Origin of the sequence: Neorhizobium sp. SOG26 (genome assembly GCF_003491345.1) — a bacterium.
Lineage (GTDB): Bacteria > Pseudomonadota > Alphaproteobacteria > Rhizobiales > Rhizobiaceae > Neorhizobium > Neorhizobium turbinariae.
Genome location: NZ_CP025512.1, coordinates 2,243,743 through 2,264,098, shown reverse-complemented (window position 1 = coordinate 2,264,098; position 20,356 = coordinate 2,243,743). Strand labels below are relative to the sequence as shown.

The 20,356-nt window shown below is 62.2% G+C and carries 19 protein-coding genes; 15 read left to right on the top strand and 4 right to left on the bottom strand.

Annotated elements, in window-relative coordinates; all coding sequences use genetic code 11:
* Positions 1-234: 234 nt before the first annotated feature.
* On the top strand, positions 235-1,341 hold the full coding sequence (locus tag CYG48_RS11255; RefSeq protein ID WP_118850467.1) for a TRAP transporter substrate-binding protein: 1,107 nt from the start codon (positions 235-237) through the stop codon (positions 1,339-1,341).
* Positions 1,342-1,493: 152 nt separating this feature from the next.
* Here the strand turns inward: CYG48_RS11255 and CYG48_RS11250 are convergent, their stop codons facing one another.
* Positions 1,494-3,281, bottom strand: coding sequence for a TRAP transporter large permease (locus CYG48_RS11250; RefSeq protein ID WP_118850466.1), 1,788 nt, complete (start codon positions 3,279-3,281; stop codon positions 1,494-1,496).
* Between the two features lies 1 nt (position 3,282).
* Complete coding sequence (locus tag CYG48_RS11245; protein ID WP_118850465.1) at positions 3,283-3,843, bottom strand: TRAP transporter small permease subunit; 561 nt, start codon at positions 3,841-3,843, stop codon at positions 3,283-3,285.
* 400 nt (positions 3,844-4,243) lie between these two features.
* Between CYG48_RS11245 and CYG48_RS11240 the strand changes: the two genes are divergently transcribed.
* From CYG48_RS11240 to CYG48_RS11205, 8 genes are all read left to right on the top strand, one after another.
* Positions 4,244-6,565 carry a putative bifunctional diguanylate cyclase/phosphodiesterase gene (locus CYG48_RS11240; protein ID WP_118850464.1) on the top strand — a complete coding sequence of 774 codons (2,322 nt, stop codon included), beginning with the start codon at positions 4,244-4,246 and terminating at the stop codon, positions 6,563-6,565.
* Between the two features lie 199 nt (positions 6,566-6,764).
* On the top strand, positions 6,765-7,520 hold the full coding sequence (locus tag CYG48_RS11235) for an N-acyl amino acid synthase FeeM domain-containing protein (protein WP_118850463.1): 756 nt from the start codon (positions 6,765-6,767) through the stop codon (positions 7,518-7,520).
* A gap of 176 nt (positions 7,521-7,696) precedes the next feature.
* Entirely contained in the window at positions 7,697-7,921 is a 225-nt protein-coding gene (locus tag CYG48_RS11230) for an aa3-type cytochrome c oxidase subunit IV (protein WP_118850462.1), read from the top strand.
* 85 nt (positions 7,922-8,006) lie between these two features.
* Positions 8,007-9,233 carry a Re/Si-specific NAD(P)(+) transhydrogenase subunit alpha gene (locus CYG48_RS11225; RefSeq protein WP_118850461.1) on the top strand — a complete coding sequence of 409 codons (1,227 nt, stop codon included), beginning with the start codon at positions 8,007-8,009 and terminating at the stop codon, positions 9,231-9,233.
* A complete protein-coding gene (locus tag CYG48_RS11220) occupies positions 9,233-9,631 on the top strand; it encodes a proton-translocating transhydrogenase family protein (protein ID WP_118850460.1) in 399 nt (132 codons plus the stop codon). The genes CYG48_RS11225 and CYG48_RS11220 overlap by 1 nt, the downstream gene beginning before the upstream one ends.
* Before the next feature lie 18 nt (positions 9,632-9,649).
* Positions 9,650-11,050, top strand: coding sequence for an NAD(P)(+) transhydrogenase (Re/Si-specific) subunit beta (locus CYG48_RS11215; RefSeq protein ID WP_118850459.1), 1,401 nt, complete (start codon positions 9,650-9,652; stop codon positions 11,048-11,050).
* 86 nt (positions 11,051-11,136) lie between these two features.
* Positions 11,137-11,397, top strand: coding sequence for a ribbon-helix-helix domain-containing protein (locus CYG48_RS11210; RefSeq protein WP_118850458.1), 261 nt, complete (start codon positions 11,137-11,139; stop codon positions 11,395-11,397).
* Positions 11,390-11,680 carry a type II toxin-antitoxin system RelE/ParE family toxin gene (locus tag CYG48_RS11205; RefSeq protein ID WP_199925125.1) on the top strand — a complete coding sequence of 97 codons (291 nt, stop codon included), beginning with the start codon at positions 11,390-11,392 and terminating at the stop codon, positions 11,678-11,680. Before CYG48_RS11210 ends, CYG48_RS11205 begins: the two co-directional genes overlap by 8 nt.
* Before the next feature lie 15 nt (positions 11,681-11,695).
* Here the strand turns inward: CYG48_RS11205 and CYG48_RS11200 are convergent, their stop codons facing one another.
* Positions 11,696-12,586: a tetratricopeptide repeat protein gene (locus tag CYG48_RS11200; protein WP_118850456.1), complete on the bottom strand. Its 891-nt coding sequence runs from the start codon at positions 12,584-12,586 to the stop codon at positions 11,696-11,698.
* 126 nt (positions 12,587-12,712) lie between these two features.
* Positions 12,713-12,961: a 30S ribosomal protein S21 gene (rpsU, locus tag CYG48_RS11195; RefSeq protein WP_118850455.1), complete on the bottom strand. Its 249-nt coding sequence runs from the start codon at positions 12,959-12,961 to the stop codon at positions 12,713-12,715.
* 244 nt (positions 12,962-13,205) lie between these two features.
* Here rpsU and CYG48_RS11190 point away from each other — a divergent pair, with 244 nt between their 5' ends.
* The 6 genes from CYG48_RS11190 to CYG48_RS11165 all read left to right on the top strand — a co-directional run bounded on the left by CYG48_RS11190 (position 13,206) and on the right by CYG48_RS11165 (position 20,354).
* On the top strand, positions 13,206-14,180 hold the full coding sequence (locus CYG48_RS11190) for a zinc-binding dehydrogenase (protein WP_118850454.1): 975 nt from the start codon (positions 13,206-13,208) through the stop codon (positions 14,178-14,180).
* Between the two features lie 174 nt (positions 14,181-14,354).
* Positions 14,355-14,999, top strand: a complete 645-nt coding sequence (locus tag CYG48_RS11185) for a hypothetical protein (RefSeq protein WP_118850453.1) — start codon at positions 14,355-14,357, stop codon at positions 14,997-14,999.
* Positions 15,000-15,227: 228 nt separating this feature from the next.
* Complete coding sequence (locus tag CYG48_RS11180; protein WP_118850452.1) at positions 15,228-16,481, top strand: sarcosine oxidase subunit beta family protein; 1,254 nt, start codon at positions 15,228-15,230, stop codon at positions 16,479-16,481.
* Positions 16,482-16,496: 15 nt separating this feature from the next.
* Positions 16,497-16,838 carry a sarcosine oxidase subunit delta gene (locus tag CYG48_RS11175; RefSeq protein ID WP_118850451.1) on the top strand — a complete coding sequence of 114 codons (342 nt, stop codon included), beginning with the start codon at positions 16,497-16,499 and terminating at the stop codon, positions 16,836-16,838.
* The gene (locus CYG48_RS11170; RefSeq protein ID WP_118850450.1) at positions 16,835-19,813 is read left to right on the top strand and encodes a sarcosine oxidase subunit alpha; all 2,979 of its coding nucleotides are present in this window, start codon (positions 16,835-16,837) and stop codon (positions 19,811-19,813) included. Before CYG48_RS11175 ends, CYG48_RS11170 begins: the two co-directional genes overlap by 4 nt.
* On the top strand, positions 19,806-20,354 hold the full coding sequence (locus CYG48_RS11165; protein ID WP_118850449.1) for a sarcosine oxidase subunit gamma: 549 nt from the start codon (positions 19,806-19,808) through the stop codon (positions 20,352-20,354). The genes CYG48_RS11170 and CYG48_RS11165 overlap by 8 nt, the downstream gene beginning before the upstream one ends.
* Positions 20,355-20,356: the final 2 nt, after the last annotated feature.

Genomic DNA, 20,356 nt, shown 5'->3' with positions numbered 1-20,356 from the left:
GCGGGGCTTGGCAGTCGTGGCCGATCCCACGGCAACCAATGTTCCCCCTTGAAACTATTTGCGGTTTTTGCAGGCAGACGTCGTCCGACCAAAGTCTAAGAAGAATGGACCACACGCATTAAGGAATGTGAGCGGTGCCGCTTGCACGCAAATAGATGTCATGGTTACTTCGCAAGCATATCCGCGGGATCTCGAGGGCAGACCTGTGGTTTCGTCTTCAAGGGAGGTTAATTTATGGATCGTCGTTCATTCTTTAAGAAGGCTGCCGTTACAGGCACCGGGGCCGCCGCCGCATCGGTGCTTGCTGCTCCGGCCATTGCGCAGGCAAATCCGAAAGTCACCTGGCGTCTGACCTCGTCCTTCCCGAAGTCGCTCGATACCATCTATGGTGGCGCCGAGGATATTGCCAAGCACGTCGCCGAAGCGACGGACGGCAACTTCACGATCCAGCCTTATGCCGCTGCCGAAATCGTCCCAGCCATGCAGGCGGCCGACGCCGTCACCAACTCGACGGTCGAGATGGCGCATACCTGCTCCTATTACTTTGTTGGCAAGGATCCGACCTTCGGTATCGGCAGCGCCATCCCGTTCGGCCTCAACGCGCGCCTGACCAATGCCTGGTTCTACCAGGGCAACGGCAACACGCTGATGAACGAGTTCTTCGCCAAGCATAACATCTACGGCATCCTGGCCGGTAACACCGGTGCCCAGATGGGCGGCTGGTTCCGCAAGGAAATCAACACGGTCGACGACTTCAAGGGCGTCAAGATGCGTATCGCCGGCATTGCCGGCCGCGTGCTTGAAAAGCTCGGCGCAGTGCCGCAGCAGATTGCCGGCGGCGACATCTATCCGGCGCTTGAAAAGGGCACCATCGACGCGGCCGAGTGGATCGGTCCATATGACGACAACAAGCTCGGTTTCGCCAAGGTCGCCAAGTATTACTACTACCCGGCCTTCTGGGAAGGCGGCCTTGCGATCCACGCATTCGTCAACCTCGACAAGTGGAACAGCCTGCCGAAGCAGTATCAGGCGGCGCTGACGGATGCCTGCGCCTTCGCCAACACCAACATGATGGCGAAGTACGACCTCAAGAACCCGGGCGCGATCAAGCAGATCGTTTCGCAGGGAACGACGCTGCGCCCATTCAGCCAGGAAATCCTGGAAGCCTGCTACCAGGCCTCGCTCGAGGTCTACAAGGAAATCTCCGAGACCAACGCCGACTTCAAGAAGATCTACGAAGACCAGGTGGCCTTCAAGAAGGAAGGTTATCTGTGGATGCAGCTGTCGGAATACACCTTCGACACCTTCATGATGATCCAGCAGCGCGCCGGCAAGCTTTAAGCAATACCCAAGCCGAATACGAAAAACCCCGGGTCGCGAGGCCCGGGGTTTTTGTTTGTCCGCTGATCAGCCGAAGCCTTGGGCGGAAGAGGGCGGGATGCCCCGCATTCGCGACCAATGGCTCGCCCGGATGCCGGGCGAGCGCCAGCCCGTCAGGGGTTGATCTTGGGTGGCTCGCCGAAGTTCGGCATCGGCGGCATGGCTGGCTGTGCCGGCTGAGCTGGCTGGCCTTCTGCAGGCGCACCCGGTGCCGGGGCTTCCGGTGCCGCGCCACCGAAGTTCAGCGGCGGAAGACCGAAGGGCTCGGAGCTTGTATTACCGCCACCGAGTGCCGGCATGTTGATCTCCACGTCATCCGCGTTGACCGGATGATCGTTCTTGTAATTCATCACCAAGCCCGGGAAGGCGATCACGATCATGATGATCAGGAACTGGATGATGATGTACGGGAACACGCCCTTGTAGATCTCGGTGGTCTTGATGCCGGACATCGTCTTGCCCGTCACCTTGTCCACCCAGTTGCCCGCAGGCGCGATGGAGCGAAGGAAGAACAGCGAGAAGCCGAAGGGCGGCGTCAGGAACGAGGTCTGCAGGTTGATGCCGAGGATGATGCCGAACCAGATCAGGTCGATGCCAAGCTTTTCGGCAACCGGGGCCAGCAGCGGCACCATGATGAAGGCAATCTCGAAGAAGTCGAGGAAGCAGCCGAGAATGAAGATGATGATCGTCACGACGATCAGGAAGCCATACTCGCCGCCCGGCAGAGCGAGCAGTAGCTCCTCGATCCAGACGTTGCCGTTGATGCCGTAGAAGGTGAGGCCGAAGACGCGGGCACCGATCAGGATGATCATCACGAAGGCGGAAAGACGCGTCGTGGCGTCGAGCGCGCTCTTCACCGTGCCGAAGTTCAGGCGACCCTTGGCAAGCGCCAGGATGAGCGCACCGGTGGCGCCCATGGCGCCGCCTTCGGTCGGCGTTGCGATGCCGAGGAAGATCGTTCCGAGAACCAGGAAGATCAGCGCCAGCGGCGGGATGAGCACGATGATGACCTGCTCGGCCAGCCGCGAGATCAGCTTCTTCTCAAGCTTGCCGTTGATGATCGCCACGAGATAGGCGACGCCAACCGCAAAGGCCATGGCGGAGACAAGCCGCCATTCAGGGCTCTGCACGCCCGTGAAGAGGACGTAGAGGCCGAGGTAGTAGAGCCCGACCGAGACTGCGACCATCACCGCAAGCGAGGTGACGCCGGTACCGAGCGTGCGGGCTTCCACCGGCAGGCTCGGCGCCCATTCCGGCTTCACCATGGTGATGGCGAAGACATAAAGGCAGTAGGCGCCGATGATCAGCAGAGCAGGGTAGAGCGCGCCGACATACATGTCGCCAACGGAGCGACCGAGCTGGTCGGCCATGACGATGAGGACGAGCGATGGCGGGACGATCTGCGCCAGCGTGCCGGAAGCTGCGATGGTGCCGGAAACGAACGGCTTGTTGTAGCCGTAACGCAGCATGATCGGCAGCGAGATGAGGCCCATGGCCATGACCGAGGCGGCAACGACGCCGGTCGTGGCGCCGAGCAGCGCGCCAACGAAGATCACCGCATAGGCAAGACCGCCGCGGATGGGACCGAACAGCTGGCCAATCGTGTCCAGCAGGTCTTCCGCCATGCGGGACCGCTCGAGGATGATCCCCATGAAGGTGAAGAACGGGATCGACAGCAGGGTGTCGTTGTACATGATCCCGTAGATGCGATCCGGATGGCTCTGCAGGAGCGGCCAGAACAGCTGGATCTGCGGCGAGATATGGGAGAGTTCCACGCCGATCACGAAGTAGAGCAGGCCGCCTGCCGCAAGGGTGAATGCGACGGGGTAACCGAGCAGCAGCATGCCCATTACGCTCGTGAACATGACGAGCGGCAAATTATGCGCAATAAGTTCGATCATCTCAGACCTCGGATGCAGCGGGCGGCATTTCGCCGGCAGTGTCTTCGCGCGGGTCGTCCATCTTGCCCGTCAGAACTGCGAAGCGCTTGATGATCTCCGAGATGGCCTGGAGAAGCAGGAGAGCGAAGCCGAGGAGAACGGCGAGCTTGGCCGGCCAGATGATCAGGCCGCCGGCATTGGAGGAAACCTCGCCGGAGAAGAAGGAGCGCCAGAACCAGGGCCAGGCGAGCCAGGTCATCAGGCTTGCAAACGGAAGCAGGAAAAGGATGTGGAGGATGAGGTCGATCGTGTCCCGGGTCTTTTTCGACCAGGTGGACGACAGGATGTCGATGCGAACATGCTCGTTCTTCAGCAAGGCATAGGCGCTGGCCAGCATGAATACGGTGCCGAAGAGATACCACTGCACCTCGAGCCAGGCATTCGACGACATATCGAGCGCCTTGCGGAGCACCGCGTTGCCGGCACTGATGAGAACGGCTGCGAGCAGCAGCCAAGACACTGATTTTCCAATCGCAGTCGTCGTGGCGTCGACAACGCGACTGAACGCTATGAGAGCGCCCATTTGTCCCTTCCTTCGAGGCGCTCGATTGCCCTACGCCCCTGATCGCTTTTCAAACACCCCTGCAGCGAGCTGACGTCAACTCGTGCAATTCCAGCGTGACCTCTAGGATATTAGCGACTTCAACGCAATGACGTGTCCACTGATCCTTAAGCATAAGACCAGATGAATCAGGGCGCCGGTTCGGGCAGAAGATGAAGATCCCGCCATTGAATCGCTCCATTGCTGGCGCAGCATTGCAGGCTTCGGGCAAGACTAAGCTTTAAATTACCGAGATTGGCTTCAAGGTTTGTTCAGCACATGCCGAGCGAGCGCGTGTCTCATCCGGCGTGACGTGGCGGGAACAAGCAATTCTTAAAGGGTTTTACCCCATCGTGAGCTGGTAATCGAGGGAACGGACCCTATGAAAGAGAATGAGGCGAACACGTTGGCGACAGATGTTTATCTGTCCTTCGTCACTTCGCTGTTTGGAAATCGCGGCACTCTCTGGACCGGCGTGGTTGTCCATGTCTGGTGGTGCCTGGTTGTATTCCACTATAGCAGTGCCCGGTTCTACCTCGTCTTTGCGGCGGGCTTCATCGCCGTGTTCGCCTATCGCATGTACGTGTTCCAGCGCTTCGACAAGGCGGACAAGACCACCATCACCGGCAAGCAGATCGCCTCGTGGGAGCTGCAGAATGTGGTTGGCGCCTTCCTGGCCGCCCTGCTTCTCGGCACCGCCAGCGGTTATGCGCTGATCGTTCTGGTCAATCCCTTCGTCGGTTTCACCTGCATTGCGATGACGCTCGGCTCGATGATGTCGATCGTCGGCCGCAACTATGGTTCGCGCATTGCCGTCGACCTCCAGACGCTCGGCTGCACCGGTCCGATCCTGATCGCCTGCCTGTTTACCGAAAACATCCATCTCGTGCTGATGGCGCTGCTGCTGATCCCGTTCGGCCTGACGACCCGTTCCATGGCGAACGGCGTGCGCGAGTTCCTGTACGAGAACGTCGTTGCGTCGCGGCAGATGACCATCATCGCCAGCCGCTTCGATACGGCGCTGAAGACGGTCGCGCATGGTGTCGTCATGCTCGATTCCAAGGGCCGCGTCGAAGTCATCAACCGTCAGGCGCTGGACCTTTTGAGCCTCGGTCGTTCGGCCGACGTGAAGGACCGCGTGCTGGCCGAACTCCTGCCGAAGAGCCCCCGCAACTTGTCGGGCGCCAACCTGGCACGGATCACCGCGCTGATCGACGGCAGCCAGCAGCGTGCGCTGCTTCAGGTGGCCGATGAGCAGCATCTGGAATTTTCCGCAAGCCGTCGTGCCGATGGCGGCGTGGTGCTGGTGTTCGAAGACGTCAGCGCCCGCGTGGCAGCCGAACAGCAGATCCTGCACATGGTGCGCTTCGACTCGCTGACCGGCCTGCCGAACCGCAACCACTTTGCAGAACTCGCCGCGGAGCGCCTCAAGGGTCGCGACGACGCGCTGGCGGCCTTCGCCGTGTTCAACGTCGATGGCTTCAAGCATGTCAACGACGTGCGTGGCCACGTGGTCGGCGACCGGCTGTTGTCGATGATCGCCGAACGGCTGCGGGCGCTCGAAGCGCCGAACATGCTGGCCGGACGCCTGGTCGGCGACGAGTTTGCCGTGCTCATGCTTGGCGACGATTGTGCGCATGACCTCGAACAGCAGATGCGCGAGCTTCATGAAGAGCTGCAGGGCGGCTACCAGGTGGACGAACTGCGGCTGCCGGTGTCATTGAACAGCGGTTGCGTCATTCTCCCCTCGCGCGACTTCGCGATGGAGAACTGCCAGATCAAGGCCGACCTCGCGCTCAACCATGCCAAGAGCGTCGGCAACGGCACGCTGACCGTTTTCCGCCCGGAAATGGACGCCCAGTATATCGCCGAGCAGAAGCTGCGCACCGACCTTCGCCATGCGGTGGAACATGGCGGGCTGCATATCGTCTACCAGCCGATGTACAAGCCGGATGGTTCGAGCATCGAATGCTGCGAGGCGCTGGTGCGCTGGCGCCACCCCGAGCGCGGCATGGTCGGTCCGAACATCTTCATCCCGATGGCCGAGGACATGGGCATCGTCTCCGCCATCAGTCGTTTCGTTATCGAACAGGCATGCCGCGATTGCGCCGCCTGGCCGGAGCCGCTTGCAGTTTCCGTCAACCTTTCGATCCAGGACTTGCGCAACAGCGACATCCTGGCCTTCGTTGCCGATGTGCTGCAACGGAACGGTCTGAGCCCGAAGCGCCTGCATCTGGAAGTTACCGAAAGCGTCTTCATGGACGAGCCGGTCTCCGTCAGTGCCATTCTGAACCAGTTCCGGGCGACCGGCGTCACCGTCGCGATCGACGACTTCGGCACCGGCTTCTCCAGCCTCAGCTACCTCGACACGCTGCCGCTTGATATCGTCAAGATCGACCGTGCCTTCATCCGCAACGTCGCCGAGGATGAGCGCAAGCGCAAACTGCTGCGCGGCATCGTCAACCTGTCGCGCGATCTCGGTCTGCGGATCGTTGTAGAAGGCGTGGAAACGCAGGAACAGCTTTCGCTGATCAATGCCCGCGGCTTTGCCGATCTCGTGCAGGGTTACGTCTTTTCGATGCCGGTGGCCCCGGAAGAGATCGACGAGCTTCTGAACGGCTCCCTGCGTGGCGGCAAGCGCTCGCGCCTGACGTCGCGCAACAAGACCGACATGCCCGGTCCGCTGATGGCTGCAGCCGGCTGACGGCCGGCTTCGAAAGCCCTCTGGGGCGCCTTCCCCAAGTTAGATCAAACTGTCAATTCTTAACAGCAGCTGCCCTCCGGTAAGCTGCTGTTAATGTTTCATTAACCATGCTTTTTAAAAGCTGATTAAGTATTAGCGCTTCTTCTTGCGGCGGCGCGATTGTGAGGGTTAATTCTTCGTTAAAGACGGGGAATGACCAATGCCATTTGATAGATCTTTTGTTAACGATAACTTTTCCGCCAAGCTTCTTTCGACACTCGACCATGTTGAATATCGGCGGATCGAAACTCAGGAAGATTTCGAGGATATCGCGCGCCTGCGTTACAAGGCCTACAAGACGCACGGAGTATTGCCGGTCAATGCAACGAAGCTGATCGACGAGATCGACTTCGACCGCAATGCCCATGTGTTCGGCGTCTATTACGACGAGCAGTTGGTGAGCACGATCCGCCTGCATGTCGTGACGCCCGAGCACCGGGTGTGCCAGTCGATCCTCATCTTCCCCGAAGCGGTCAACGAAATGCTTGATGCGGGCATGACGCTGATCGACTCGGCCCGGTTTGCCATTGCACCGGAATTTGCCGGTGAGCTCTCGGCCATGCCGTACCTGACGGTGCGTTTGACGCCGGTTGCCGCAATCTACTTCGATGCCGACCGCGTTCTCCAGCCGATCCGCCCGGCGCATGCCGCCTTCTACCGCCGCTTCTTCTATGCCCAGCCGCTGGTGGAGCCGCGTCGCGTGCCGACTTACGACTTCGACCTGATGCTGCTCGCGTCCAAGACGCGCGAACTGCGCTCGAAGATGATGAAGCGCTTCCCGGCCTTCCAGTCGGAGGCCTGCGAGCGCCGCATGCTGTTCGATCGTTCGAACTTCGAAACCGCGCCGCTGACGATCCTTCCGACCGCGCGCATCGCCGGTCGCCCGCAGTCGCCCGAGATGGCATATCTCGGTTAATGGATGTCGGGCGCAGCGGCGGACTTTTTGTCACCATTGCGCTTTGACAAGCCATTGTGTAAGGCCTGAGTCAGTGCCAAATGCGCTGCGCCTTGCGCAGATTCTTGCCGGCGAAGGGCTTTTTCTGCGATCGGCGCTTCTGCGGCAGGTCGTGGCTGATCAAGGAGATGGGATCGATGGACAATCACCAAAGCGGACCGGTCGAAATGGGTGCTCCGATGGACTACCAGGAGCATGAAAAGACCTACAGCATGTTCCTCGCCGGGGCCAAGTGGGGCACCATGGTCGTGGTGATCCTGCTGATTGCCATGGCTGCCGGCTTCTTTGGCGGCGCGGGCATCATCGGCAGCCTGCTGGTCTTCCTCATCCTGAATGCCGCCGGCGCCTTCCTGCTGCGCTGAGCCTGACATGGCGGCCCTCGCGGCCGCCATCTGCCTTTGGCGAACCATTCTCGCCTGACGCGAATCGACTGGGAGGAGACAGTCTTTGGCGAAGGTCATATTCGTGTGCCGTGAAGGCGCAGATGAACCGCGTGTTTCTGCTTCGCCGGAAACGGTGAAGCGCTTCATCGGCCTCGGGTTCTCCGTGGTCGTGGAGGCGGGTGCCGGAGATGCTTCCGGTCTTCCCGACCGCGACTACCAGGCTGCCGGCGCAACGATCGGCACGGCCGCCGATGCCGACGGGGCGGACATCATCCTGCGGGTCAACCGTCCGGATCCCGCCGAGTTTTCATCCTACAGATCAGGCGCCATCGTTTTTGCTGTCATGGATCCCTATGGCAGTGAAGCGGCGCTTGCCGCCATGGCCAAGGCCGGGCTGACGACATTTGCAATGGAACTGATGCCGCGCATCACCCGCGCCCAGTCCATGGACGTCCTGTCATCACAAGCGAACCTTGCCGGCTACCGCGCCGTGATCGACGCCTCGCACGAATATGGCCGCGCCTTCCCGATGATGATGACAGCGGCTGGCACGGTTCCGGCCGCCAAGGTCTTCGTCATGGGGGCCGGCGTTGCCGGCCTTCAGGCGATCGCCACCGCGCGCCGCCTCGGCGCGGTCGTGTCGGCAACCGACGTTCGCCCGGCCGCCAAGGAGCAGGTCGCCTCGCTCGGCGCCAAGTTCATTGCCGTCGAGGACGACGAGTTCAAGGCGGCCGAAACGGCAGCCGGTTATGCCAAGCCGATGTCGGAAGCCTATCAGGCCAAGCAGGCGGCGCTGGTGGCCGAACATATCGCCAAGCAGGACATCGTCATCACCACCGCGCTCATTCCCGGACGCCCGGCGCCGCGGCTCGTGACGCGCGCCATGCTCGCCTCAATGCGGCCCGGATCCGTGGCGGTCGACCTTGCAGTCGAGCGCGGCGGCAATATCGAAGGTTCGGAAAAGGGCAAGATCACCACCATCGAGGGCGTCTGCGTCATCGGTTACGCCAATGTGGCCGGCCGGATCGCGGCTTCCGCCTCGGCGCTTTATGCCCGCAACCTTTACGCCTTCCTCGAGACGATGGTCGACAAGAGTACCAAGGACTTCGCGCTGAACCTCGAGGACGAACTGGTGAAGGCGACCATGCTGACCCATGGCGGCAGCGTGGTTCATCCGACTTTTGCGGCTGCGGCGGCTTCGGGTGACACCATTGAAAAGCCGGTCGTTACGGAGACGACGGCGGTTGATCCGATCGCCGGCGATGCCGCCGTGGACAGGGAGGAGCTGTGATGGCCAACGAGGCTTTGAACAACGCGCTCGAACAGCTGGACCAGGCGGTCAATGCCGTGGTTGCGGCAGCCGCCCAGGCGCCGGAAGCCGCAAGTGTCGCGACCGGCGGGGCGATCGATCCCTTCGTGTTTCGGCTGGCGATCTTCGTTCTGTCGATCTTCGTCGGTTATTACGTCGTCTGGTCTGTCACGCCTGCACTGCACACGCCGCTGATGGCTGTTACCAACGCCATCTCCTCGGTGATCGTCGTCGGTGCGCTGCTCGCCGTCGGCATTTCCGCCAGCGGTTATGCCACCGGCTTCGGCTTCATCGCGCTCGTGCTTGTTTCGGTGAACATCTTCGGCGGCTTCCTGGTGACCAGCCGAATGCTTGCCATGTACAAGCGAAAAGACCGCTGACGGGTTCTGGGAGGAATGATGTCACAGAATCTCGCAGCCTTCCTTTACCTCGTCTCCGGCGTGCTGTTCATCATGGCGCTGCGCGGGCTCTCGCATCCGACGACGAGCCGCAGGGGCAACGTCTACGGCATGGTCGGCATGGGGATCGCCATCCTCACGACGCTGCTGCTCGCGACGCCTTCCTTCGGCGGCTTCGTGCTGATCGTGCTGGCGCTGGCGATCGGTGGTGGAGCGGGGGCTTACATTGCCCGCACCATCCCCATGACGGCGATGCCGCAGCTGGTGGCCGGCTTCCACTCGCTGGTCGGCCTCGCGGCCGTGATGGTGGCGGCGGCAGCCCTTTATGATCCGCTGTCCTTCGGCATCGGTGCGATCGGCGAGATCCATGGGCAGGCGCTCATCGAGATGGCGCTCGGCGCGGCGATCGGCGCCATCACCTTTACCGGCTCCGTCATCGCCTTCCTCAAGCTCGACGGGCGCATGTCCGGCAAGCCGATCATGCTGCCATACCGGCACGCCATCAATATTGGCCTGCTGCTCTTGATCGTCGTCTTCATCTTCGGCCTGGTGCAGACCGAGAGCCACTTCGATTTCTGGCTGATCGTGTTGCTCGCGCTGGCGCTTGGCGTGTTGATCATCATCCCGATCGGCGGCGCCGACATGCCGGTCGTCGTGTCGATGCTGAATTCCTATTCCGGCTGGGCGGCGGCGGGCATCGGCTTCACCCTCGGCAACCTCGCGCTGATCATCACCGGTGCGCTGGTCGGCTCGTCCGGTGCGATCCTCTCCTACATCATGTGCAAGGGCATGAACCGCTCCTTCATCTCCGTCATTCTCGGCGGCTTTGGCGGCGAGAGCGCGTCTGCCGGTGCGGACGACGGCATCCAGCGCACGGTGAAGCAGGGGTCTGCCGACGACGCGGCGTTCCTGATGCAGAACGCCTCCAAGGTCATCATCGTGCCGGGCTATGGCATGGCGGTGGCGCAGGCGCAGCATGCACTGCGCGAACTTGCCGACACGCTGAAGGAGCATGGCGTGGAGGTGAAATACGCGATCCACCCGGTGGCCGGCCGCATGCCGGGACACATGAACGTGCTGCTTGCCGAAGCCAATGTGCCTTATGACGAAGTGTTCGAACTGGAAGACATCAATGCCGAGTTTGCGCAAGCCGACGTCGCCTATGTGATCGGCGCCAACGACGTCACCAACCCAGCGGCGCGCGACGACAAGTCCTCGCCGATCTACGGCATGCCGATCCTCGATGTCGATCGCGCCAAGACCTGCCTCTTCGTCAAACGCTCGCTCGGTTCCGGTTATGCCGGCATCGACAACACGCTGTTCTACAAGGACGGCACGATGATGCTGCTTGGCGACGCCAAGAAGATGACGGAAGACATCGTCAAGGCGATGAAGCAGTGAGATGATGAGGTGACGAAAGGCCCGGCTGATGCCGGGCTTTTTTGCTGGAGGCTTTTGTGCCAGACTGACTGGATCAGGAGGCCGCTATGGCAGACATAACCGTTTCAGACACCGTCAAGGACCTGATCGAAGACCGCGTACGCGCGGGTGAATATGCAAGCGCTGGCGACTATGTGCGCGACCTCGTGTTGAGGGAACGCAGCAGGCAGGGTGACGAGCTTTCGATTGAGGAACTGAAGGAGATCGTTGCCGCAGGGCGGGCGAGCGGCGTGAGCCCTCATAGCGTGCACGACATCTTCGAAAGGGCAAAGAAGAGGTTCGACGCCAGTCAGAAGGCCGGTGGCTGAGTACCGACTGAGCAACAAGGCGGAAGATGATCTTGAGGACATCTTCCTGTTCAGCCTGCATGCGTTCGGTGAGCGACAGGCAATTCAATATGTGGATGATCTCCACCGGTGTCTGGAGCTTTTAGCTGACAATCCCCGTATGGGACGCCGCGCCGCGGGCTTCGATACAGAAGTCCACCGGCACGAACATCAGAGCCATGTTATCTTCTATGAGATCGACGACAATGGCATCTTCGTCATCACTGTCATCCACAAACGCCGTCTCGTACGGATCACGACGTAGGGTGACAGCGTCACCTCAGCTCGAGGCGCGGGTGCGGGCGGCGCCGTCCTTGGCCGGCTTGTAGTTCGGGTCGAGGCGCACGGCGTGCGAATAGGACTTGTAGGCGCGGGCGCGGTCGCCACGACGTTCGTAGACGAGCGCCTGGTTGGCCCAGGATTCGGCGAGCTTGTCGTTGAGCTCGATCGCGCGGTTGAAGTCGGCGAAGGCGTTTTCGTCGTCGTTCAGCGCCACATAGGAGATGCCGCGGCCGTTGTAGGGCTCCGGCGAGCTCGGCGACAGCGAGATGGCGCGCGAGAAATCCTCGATCGCCTGCGCATGCTGGCCACGCAACTGGTAGATCAGGCCGCGGTTGTGCCAGGCGCGCCCATCGGTGGTTTCCAGCTCGATCGCGCGGTTGAAGTCATTGAAGGCTTCGTTGTTGCGGCCGGCCTGGCGGTAGATATTGCCGCGGCCGATATAAGCGACGTCATAGCTCGGATTGATCTGCAGGGCGCGATTGTAATCGTTTGCGGCTTCGACCGGCTTGCCGAGGTTGCGGTAGGCAAGCGCGCGGTTGGCATAAGCCTGGTAGAACTGCGGATTGATCTGGATGGCGCGGTTGAAATCGGCAAGCGCCCGCTGGAAGTCGCCGGCGCGGCCATAAGCAGAGCCGCGGACGTTGTAGCCTTCCGGATCGCTCGGGTTGGACTGGATAACGGCCGAGAGCGAGGCGATGTTTTCCTGGCTGCCCTGTGCGCGATCAACGGTGATGAGGTCGGTGGTCGTCGGGGTCGTTGAGCAGCCGGCGAGTGCCAGCGCTGCCATCAGGGCCGCGGGAAGGGCCGTCCTGGTGCTTGCTTTCGAGAGGCGATTCGAGAGGCCGAAGGTTCGTGTTGCACCCGTCACAACGATTGTCTTAGCGGCCATCAGGCACGTATCCCCCAATCAAGCACTGGACCGGACAGATTTGTTCGGTCCCAAATCAAAAAGAGCGGCGGCGCCCAAAGTCGCCACCGCCCTCAGAACATATGAAAACGTCGAAAAAGCGGCCGATCAACGAGCCGAACGCGAAGCCGACGCAGATTTCGCAGGCGCTGCAATCAGGCCTTCGCGCTGCATGCGCTTGCGGGCCAGCTTGCGAACGCGGCGAACAGCTTCAGCCTTTTCGCGGGCGCGCTTTTCGGACGGCTTTTCGTAGTAGTCGCGCATCTTCATTTCGCGGAAAATGCCTTCGCGCTGCATCTTCTTCTTGAGAGCGCGAAGCGCCTGATCAACGTTGTTGTCGCGGACTAGTACCTGCACGTGAATCCCGTTCCTTTGGTTTGGTTGCTCGCCGTCATCGGTACGATTTGAGGCGAAATGGTAACGTTCGCGCGGCGCAGGCCGTGCGATTGGTGCGTGCAAATAGCAGATGACTTGGCTGAAGTCCAGATGTTGCCACGGCGCTTTGAACGAAAAAGCTTATGAAAGCGGCCGCCTTTCCGTCACGGGCCGGGTCTCTATATCAGGGGCGAACCGAAACGGGACATAAGCAAGGAGACATCCCATGAGAAGCGCCAGCTTTTCCACCTTCGGCAAGCCGTCGGACGTGCTGAAGATCGAGGACCGGCCGCTGCCCGAGCCGGGACCGGGACAGGTGCGCGTGCGCATGCGGATGTCGGCGATCCACAACCACGACCTGCTGACGGTGAGCGGCGACTACGGCATCAAGCCGCAGCTTCCGGCGGTGGCAGGCACCGAGGCGACGGGCGTGGTCGATGCGGTGGGAAAGGGCGTCACCCATCTTCAGCCGGGGCAGCGAGTCGCGGCATCCGGCCAGGGCGCATGGGCGGATTATTACCTCGCCTCGGCCGCCAGTGCCGTGCCGCTGCCGGATGCAATCAGCGACGAGGCGGCCGCGCAGATGATCTCCATGCCGCTGAGTGCCTTGGCCCTTCTCGATTATCTCGAGGCGAAGCCGGGGGACTGGATCATACAGAACGCGGCCAATGGCGCGGTTGGTCGCACGCTTGCGATGTTTGCCAAGCGGCGCGGCGTCCACGTTGTCAATGTCGTGCGGCGGGAAAGTGCTGTTGAGGAGATGCGTGGACTTGGCATCGACCACGTCGTTTCCACCGACAGCGCCGGGTGGAAGGATGAGGTCGCCCGCTTCACGGGCGGGGCGCCGATCAAGGCCGCAATCGATGGCGTCGGCGGCGCGTCTTCCGGTGAGCTTCTGTCGCTGCTGGGGCAGAAGGGCGTGCTCCTGTCGTTCGGGCTGATGTCGGGCCAGCCGATGCAGCTTTCTCCGGGCGACCTGATCTTCAAGGAGACGGTGGTCAAGGGCTTCTGGCTCGCCAAGGTCGGGCCGGCGCTCGGTCCGGAAAAGATCGGCCGCCTGGTGGGCGAGATCGTCCAGAGCGTGGCCAAGGGCGAGATCGACCTGCCGGTATCCGGTATCTTCGATCTTGCGGATGTGTCCAAGGCCGTTGCCGCGGCTGCCGAAGGTCATCGCAAGGGCAAGGTGCTGATCAAGGCCTGAGCCCAAGCCTGCCTCCCTTCAAGATAATCCTAGGTTGCGCATTATTGGGTGATCGCATTTTAGTTGCATTGATTTGCAACTTGATGCAGATTTGCCGTCACGGGGCGCGCTCCAAAACCCGTCGGATCATCTTCCAAGAGGGAAACCGGTTTTGGCCGGTGGAGGGGCGCAGGCATGTTCAAGACATCGAAATGGATCATTCCGGCCCTGGTCATGGGGCTCGCCGGATGCAACTCACCCAACAGTCGCGTTTCACCCGTCAGGTTCGGCTCGTCGACGGGGATCGTCACGAGCGGCAACCTGAGGCTCGTCACGGAACGGCATAAACAGGGCTATCCGCCGATTGTCTGCACCGAGCCGAGTCCAGACTACATCGTCGCCTTCGACCGGGCGCGCAAGTTTACCAGCACGCGCCCGACCGAGCAGGGGGAGCGTAAGTTGGAAATCAACCTGTCGTCGGTGGAGGATGTCGAAAAAGGCGAGGGGCGCAACGCGGCCGTGCTTGCGCTCCGCGACGGGCTTTATGTCGCCTGCCAGAGTTACTCCAATGGTGTGATCGGGCAGGATGCCTATGCGATCATCCTTAGCCAGTACGGCAACCTTCTGGTGGCGCTCGTCGGCAAGGACGCCGCCGCGGGAAAGGTTGAAGTCTCCGGGCCCAATGCGGCGATTTCAGCCATGACGGTCGCCTGCATCAGCGGTCGTGATCCTTCGCGCGACGATTCCGGTCGCAACCCGTTGCTGACAGTCGGCTTCTGCCGCGACCTTCTGGGGCGCGTGGCGCAGCGGGGCTGGCGGGCGTTGCCCGGCCGCAGGTGACCAAGGTCACCACCACGACGACTGCGACCAAATAGCGCCACAACCCGGATCGGGCGCCGTCCAACGTCTTCGTGATGCCGTGCTTGTGAAGCCGGCCTTTCAGCCTTGTCGAAACAATCGTGTCTTGCGTCGCAATAAAGCTATTGCGACGCATATTGATTTGCGATGGCTATCGCACTAACCCAAGGCCCGACCACCACATTCATCCTGCGAGGAGTTGAAGGCGAAATGCGCAAATATTCGGTTTTCGCCATAGCCCGGGAGGCGTTGCGCGCCCACAAGGGCTGGGAAGCGCAATGGGTTTCGCCTGAACCGCGCTCGAGCTACGACGTGATCATTATCGGCGGCGGCGGCCACGGCCTCGGCGCCGCCTATTACTTGGCCAAGGAGCACGGCATCACCAATGTGGCGGTGCTGGAAAAGGGCTGGATCGGCGGTGGCAATACCGGCCGCAACACCACCATCATCCGCTCCAACTATCTCTATGAAGAGAGCATGGACATCTACGAGCATTCCCTCAAGCTGTGGGAAGGCCTGAGCCAGGATCTCAACTACAACACCATGTATTCGCCGCGTGGCGTGATGATGCTGTCGCACAACACCCACGACATGCAGAGCTTCAAGCGGCACATCAACGCCAACAGGCTCTACGGCATCGACAATGAATGGCTGACGCCGGAACAGGCGAAGGCCTTCGTCCCGGTTCTCGATATCTCCAAGACCGCGCGTTACCCGATCAATGGGGCGGCGCTGCAGCGGCGCGGCGGCACGGCCCGCCATGATGCGGTGGCCTGGGGTTATGCGCGTGCGGCGTCTGATCGCGGCGTGCATATCATCCAGAACTGCGAGGTCACCGGCATTCGTCGCGGGCCGAACGGCGAGGTGCAGGGTGTCGATACCAACCGCGGTTTCATCGGTGCCAAGAAGATAGGCGTCTCTGCCGCCGGCCATTCGTCGGTGGTGATGGAAATGGCAGGCGTTCGCGTGCCGCTGCATTCCAATCCGCTGCAGGCGCTCGTTTCCGAGCCGCTGAAGCCGATCTTCCCCTGCGTCGTGATGTCGAACACCGTGCACGCCTATATCTCGCAGTCCGACAAGGGTGAACTGGTGATCGGCGCTGGCACCGACCAGTACAATTCCTACAGCCAGACCGGCGGCCTGCAGATCATCACCCACACGCTCGATGCGATCTGCGAGCTCTTCCCGATCTTCCGCCGCGTCAAGATGATGCGCCAGTGGGGTGGCATTACCGATAACACGCCGGACCGTTCGCCGATCCAGGGTGTCACACCGGTGCCGGGCCTGTTTGTCAACTGCGGCTGGGGCACGGGCGGCTTCAAGGCGACGCCGGGCTCGGCCCATCTCTTCGCGCACCTGATTGCGCGCGGCGAGCCGCATCGTCTGGCGGCGGGCCTGACGCTCGACCGTTTCCGCACCGGCCGCCTGATCGACGAGGCAGCCGCGGCTGCCGTGGCGCACTAAGCGAGAGCCATCACAATGCTTCTGATCCACTGCCCCTATTGCGAAGAAGATCGCGCCGAGCTGGAATTCCGCTGGGCCGGCGAGGCGCATATCGCCCGCCCGACCAACATTTCGGAGATTACCGACGAGGAGTTCGCCGAGTTCTTCTTCCTGCGCAACAACGAAAAAGGCCTCACCTATGAGCGCTGGCGCCATATCCATGGCTGCGGCCGCTTCTTCAATGCGGCGCGCGACACCGTGAGCGACAAGTTCCTGATGACCTACAAGGCAGGGCTGCCGAAGCAGCCGGTTCCGGGCGTTGCGGCGACGGAACAAACGGTCGAAACCTATGAAGCCACCGAAGGAGATGCACGATGAGCGCTGCATCCAAGAACCTCGGCGCGTTTCGCATCAAGGGTGCCGGGCGTCTGACCCCGGCGCGCACCGCCCGCTTCACCTTCGACGGCAAGACCTATACCGCCATGGAAGGCGACACGGTTGCCTCGGCGCTTCTGGCGCATGGCGTGCACCTGACCGGCCGTTCCTTCAAGTACCATCGTCCGCGCGGCATCCTGACCGCCGGCCCGGAAGAACCGAATGCGCTGCTTGACGTTGCGCGCGATGCGGCACGCCGGCAGCCGAACGTGCGGGCAACCGTGCAGGAAGCGTTCGATGGCGCCAAGATCTCGTCGCAGAACCGCTGGCCATCGCTGCGTTTCGACATCGGCGCGTTCAACGACCTGCTGTCGCCCTTCTTCGCGGCCGGCTTCTACTACAAGACCTTCATGTGGCCGAAGGCGGCATGGCACAAGCTCTACGAGCCCTTCATCCGCCGCGCGGCGGGCCTCGGCCAGGCGCCGCGGGAAGAGGATCCGGATCATTACGGCAACCGCTTTGCGCATTGCGACGTGCTGATTGCCGGGGCCGGTGTTGCGGGCCTCACGGCCGCGCTTTCCGCCGCCGCGACGGGTGCTTCGGTGATCCTCGTCGACGAGCAGCCGGAAGTGGGCGGTGCGCTGCATGCCGACAATGCGACGATCATCGACGGCCAGAACGGTTATGACTGGGCGCAGGCAACCGCTGCCAAGCTCAAAGCCATGCCGAACGTCACTGTACTGACGCGCACAACGGTCTTCGGTTACTACAACCACGGCTTCCTGGGCCTCGCCGAGCGAGTGACGGATCATCTGGCGCGGCCGCACAAGGACCTGCCGCGCGAGCGCCTGTGGCAGGTGCGGGCAAAACGCGTCATCCTGGCGACGGGCTCGATCGAGCGCCACATGGTGTTCGCCAACAACGACCGCCCGGGCATCATGCTCGCCTCGGCTGCACGCACCTTCCTCAACCACCATGGCGTGGCCGTCGGCCGGCGTGTCGGCGTCTATACGGCGCATGACTCCGCATACGAAGCGGCCTTCGACCTGAAGCGCGCCGGTGTGTCGATCGTCGCGATCGTGGATTGCCGTGAGCGTCCCGGTGATGCGGTGCTGGCGCAGGCGCGTGCACTCGGCATCGACGTGCTGACCGGCCATTCGGTGACGAACACGGGTGGGCGGCTGCGCATCAACTCGATGACGGTGGCGCGGAATGGCAATTTCGACATCCGCAAGATGGCGGTGGACGCGCTGATCGTTTCGGCCGGCTGGACGCCCTCCGTGCATCTCTTCTCGCAGTCGCGCGGCAAGCTGCGCTACGACGACCAGAACCAGCGTTTCCTGCCGGATATCTATGCGCAGGATTGCGTTTCGGTTGGCGCCTGCAACGGCACCGATGACCTCGCCGAACTGATCGACGAGGCGATGATCGCAGGCGGCGGACGGGTGGCGCTGACCGGCGAGAACCGCTTCGAATGGACCGGCGGCATGATCGGCGCGGCGGAAGGGGCGGGGCCGGACACGACGGTGAAGGCATTCGTCGATTTCCAGCATGACGTGACGGCCAAGGACATCCGCCTTGCGGTGCGCGAAGGCATGCATTCGATCGAGCATATCAAGCGCTTCACGACGAACGGCATGGCGTCCGACCAGGGCAAGCTGTCCAACATGCATGGCCTGGCGATTGCCGCCGAGATGCTCGACCGGCCGATCCCGCAGGTGGGGCTCACGACATTCCGCGCGCCGTACACGCCGGTGACCTATGGGACGCTGGTCGCCCACTCGCGTGGTGATCTGTTCGACCCGGCGCGCAAGACGCCGATGCATCAGCTTGAAGCGGCCGAAGGCGCCGAGTTCGAGGATGTCGGCAACTGGAAGCGCGCCTGGTATTATCCGAAGCGGGGCGAGGACATGTTTGCCGCCGTCAACCGCGAATGCCGCACCGTGCGCGAAGTCGGCGGCGTCTTCAACGGCTCGACGCTCGGCAAGATCGAGGTCGTCGGCCCGGATGCGGCCGAGTTCCTCAACCTCGTCTATACCAATGCCTGGGATACGCTGAAGCCCGGCAAGGCACGCTACGGCATCATGACCCGCGAAGACGGTTTCGTATATGACGACGGCGTTGTTGGACGGCTGGCCGAGGATCGTTTCCACGTGACGACCACGACCGGCGGTGCGCCGCGCGTGCTCAACCACATGGAAGACTATCTGCAGACGGAATTCCCGCATCTCACGGTGTGGCTGACCTCGACAACCGAGCAGTGGGCGGTGATTGCCGTGCAGGGCCCGAAAGCGCGCGAGATCATCCAGCCTTTTGTCGAAGGCGTGGACATTTCCAACGAAGCCTTCCCGCACATGAGCGTCGCCGAGTGCACGGTGATGGGCGTGCCGTCGCGGCTGTTCCGCGTCTCCTTCACCGGCGAGCTGGGCTACGAAATCAACGTGCCGTCGGATTACGGCCCGGCGGTCTGGAAGGCCGTCTGGGAACGCGCGAAGGACATGGGCGCCTGCCTCTACGGCACCGAAACCATGCACGTGCTGCGCGCCGAGAAGGGCTACATCATCGTTGGCCAGGATACGGACGGCACGGTGACGCCGGATGATGCCGGCCTCGGCTGGGCGGTCTCCAAGAAGAAGACCGACTTTGTCGGCATCCGTGGTTTGAAGCGGCCGGATCTCGTGCGCGAGAACCGCAAGCAACTCGTCGGCCTGCTCACCAACAAGCCGAGCGATGTGCTGGAAGAAGGCGCGCAGATCGTTGCCGATCCGAACCAGCCGAAGCCGATGACGATGCTTGGCCACGTCACCTCGGCCTACTGGTCGGAAAACTGCGGTCGGGCGATTGCGCTGGCGCTCGTGGCGGGCGGCCGCAGCCGCATCGGCCAGACGCTTTACGTGCCGATGAAGGACAAGACGGTGGCGGTGGAAGTGACGGACATGGTGTTCTTCGACAAGGAAGGGGTGCGCATCCATGGTTGAGATGGCAAACCGAATGCTTCCGCTTTCCGGCTTCTTCGGCGGCTCGTCTGCCGTGCGGCTGGAAGCGGCCCCTGCCGCGGAACGCATTTCGCTGCGCGCGCGGCCTGAGGATGTGCCGGCCCTCTCTTCGGCGCTTGGGCTCGAACTGCCGGTGCGGTCAAAGACATCCGCTTCCGCAAACGGACGCACGGCGCTTTGGCTCGGTCCGGATGAGTGGCTGGTGATTGGCGAGGTCGGCGGCGGGCTGTTGGATGCGCTGGTCGGAACCAGTGCGCTGCATTCGGCCACCGACGTGTCTCACCGCAACACGGCGATCCTGGTTTCCGGCCCCGGTGCTGCGAACGCGATTAACGGCGGATGTCCGCAGGACCTGTCGCTGAAGGCCTTCCCCGTCGGCGCCTGCGCCCGCACGCTGTTCGGCAAGGTGGAGATCGTTCTGCTGCGCACGGCGGAAGATGCCTTCCGGGTGGAAGTCTGGCGTTCCTTCTCCGACTATGCCTTCGGCCTGCTGGCCGAGGCGGCGCGCGACGCCTGGCTCTAGGC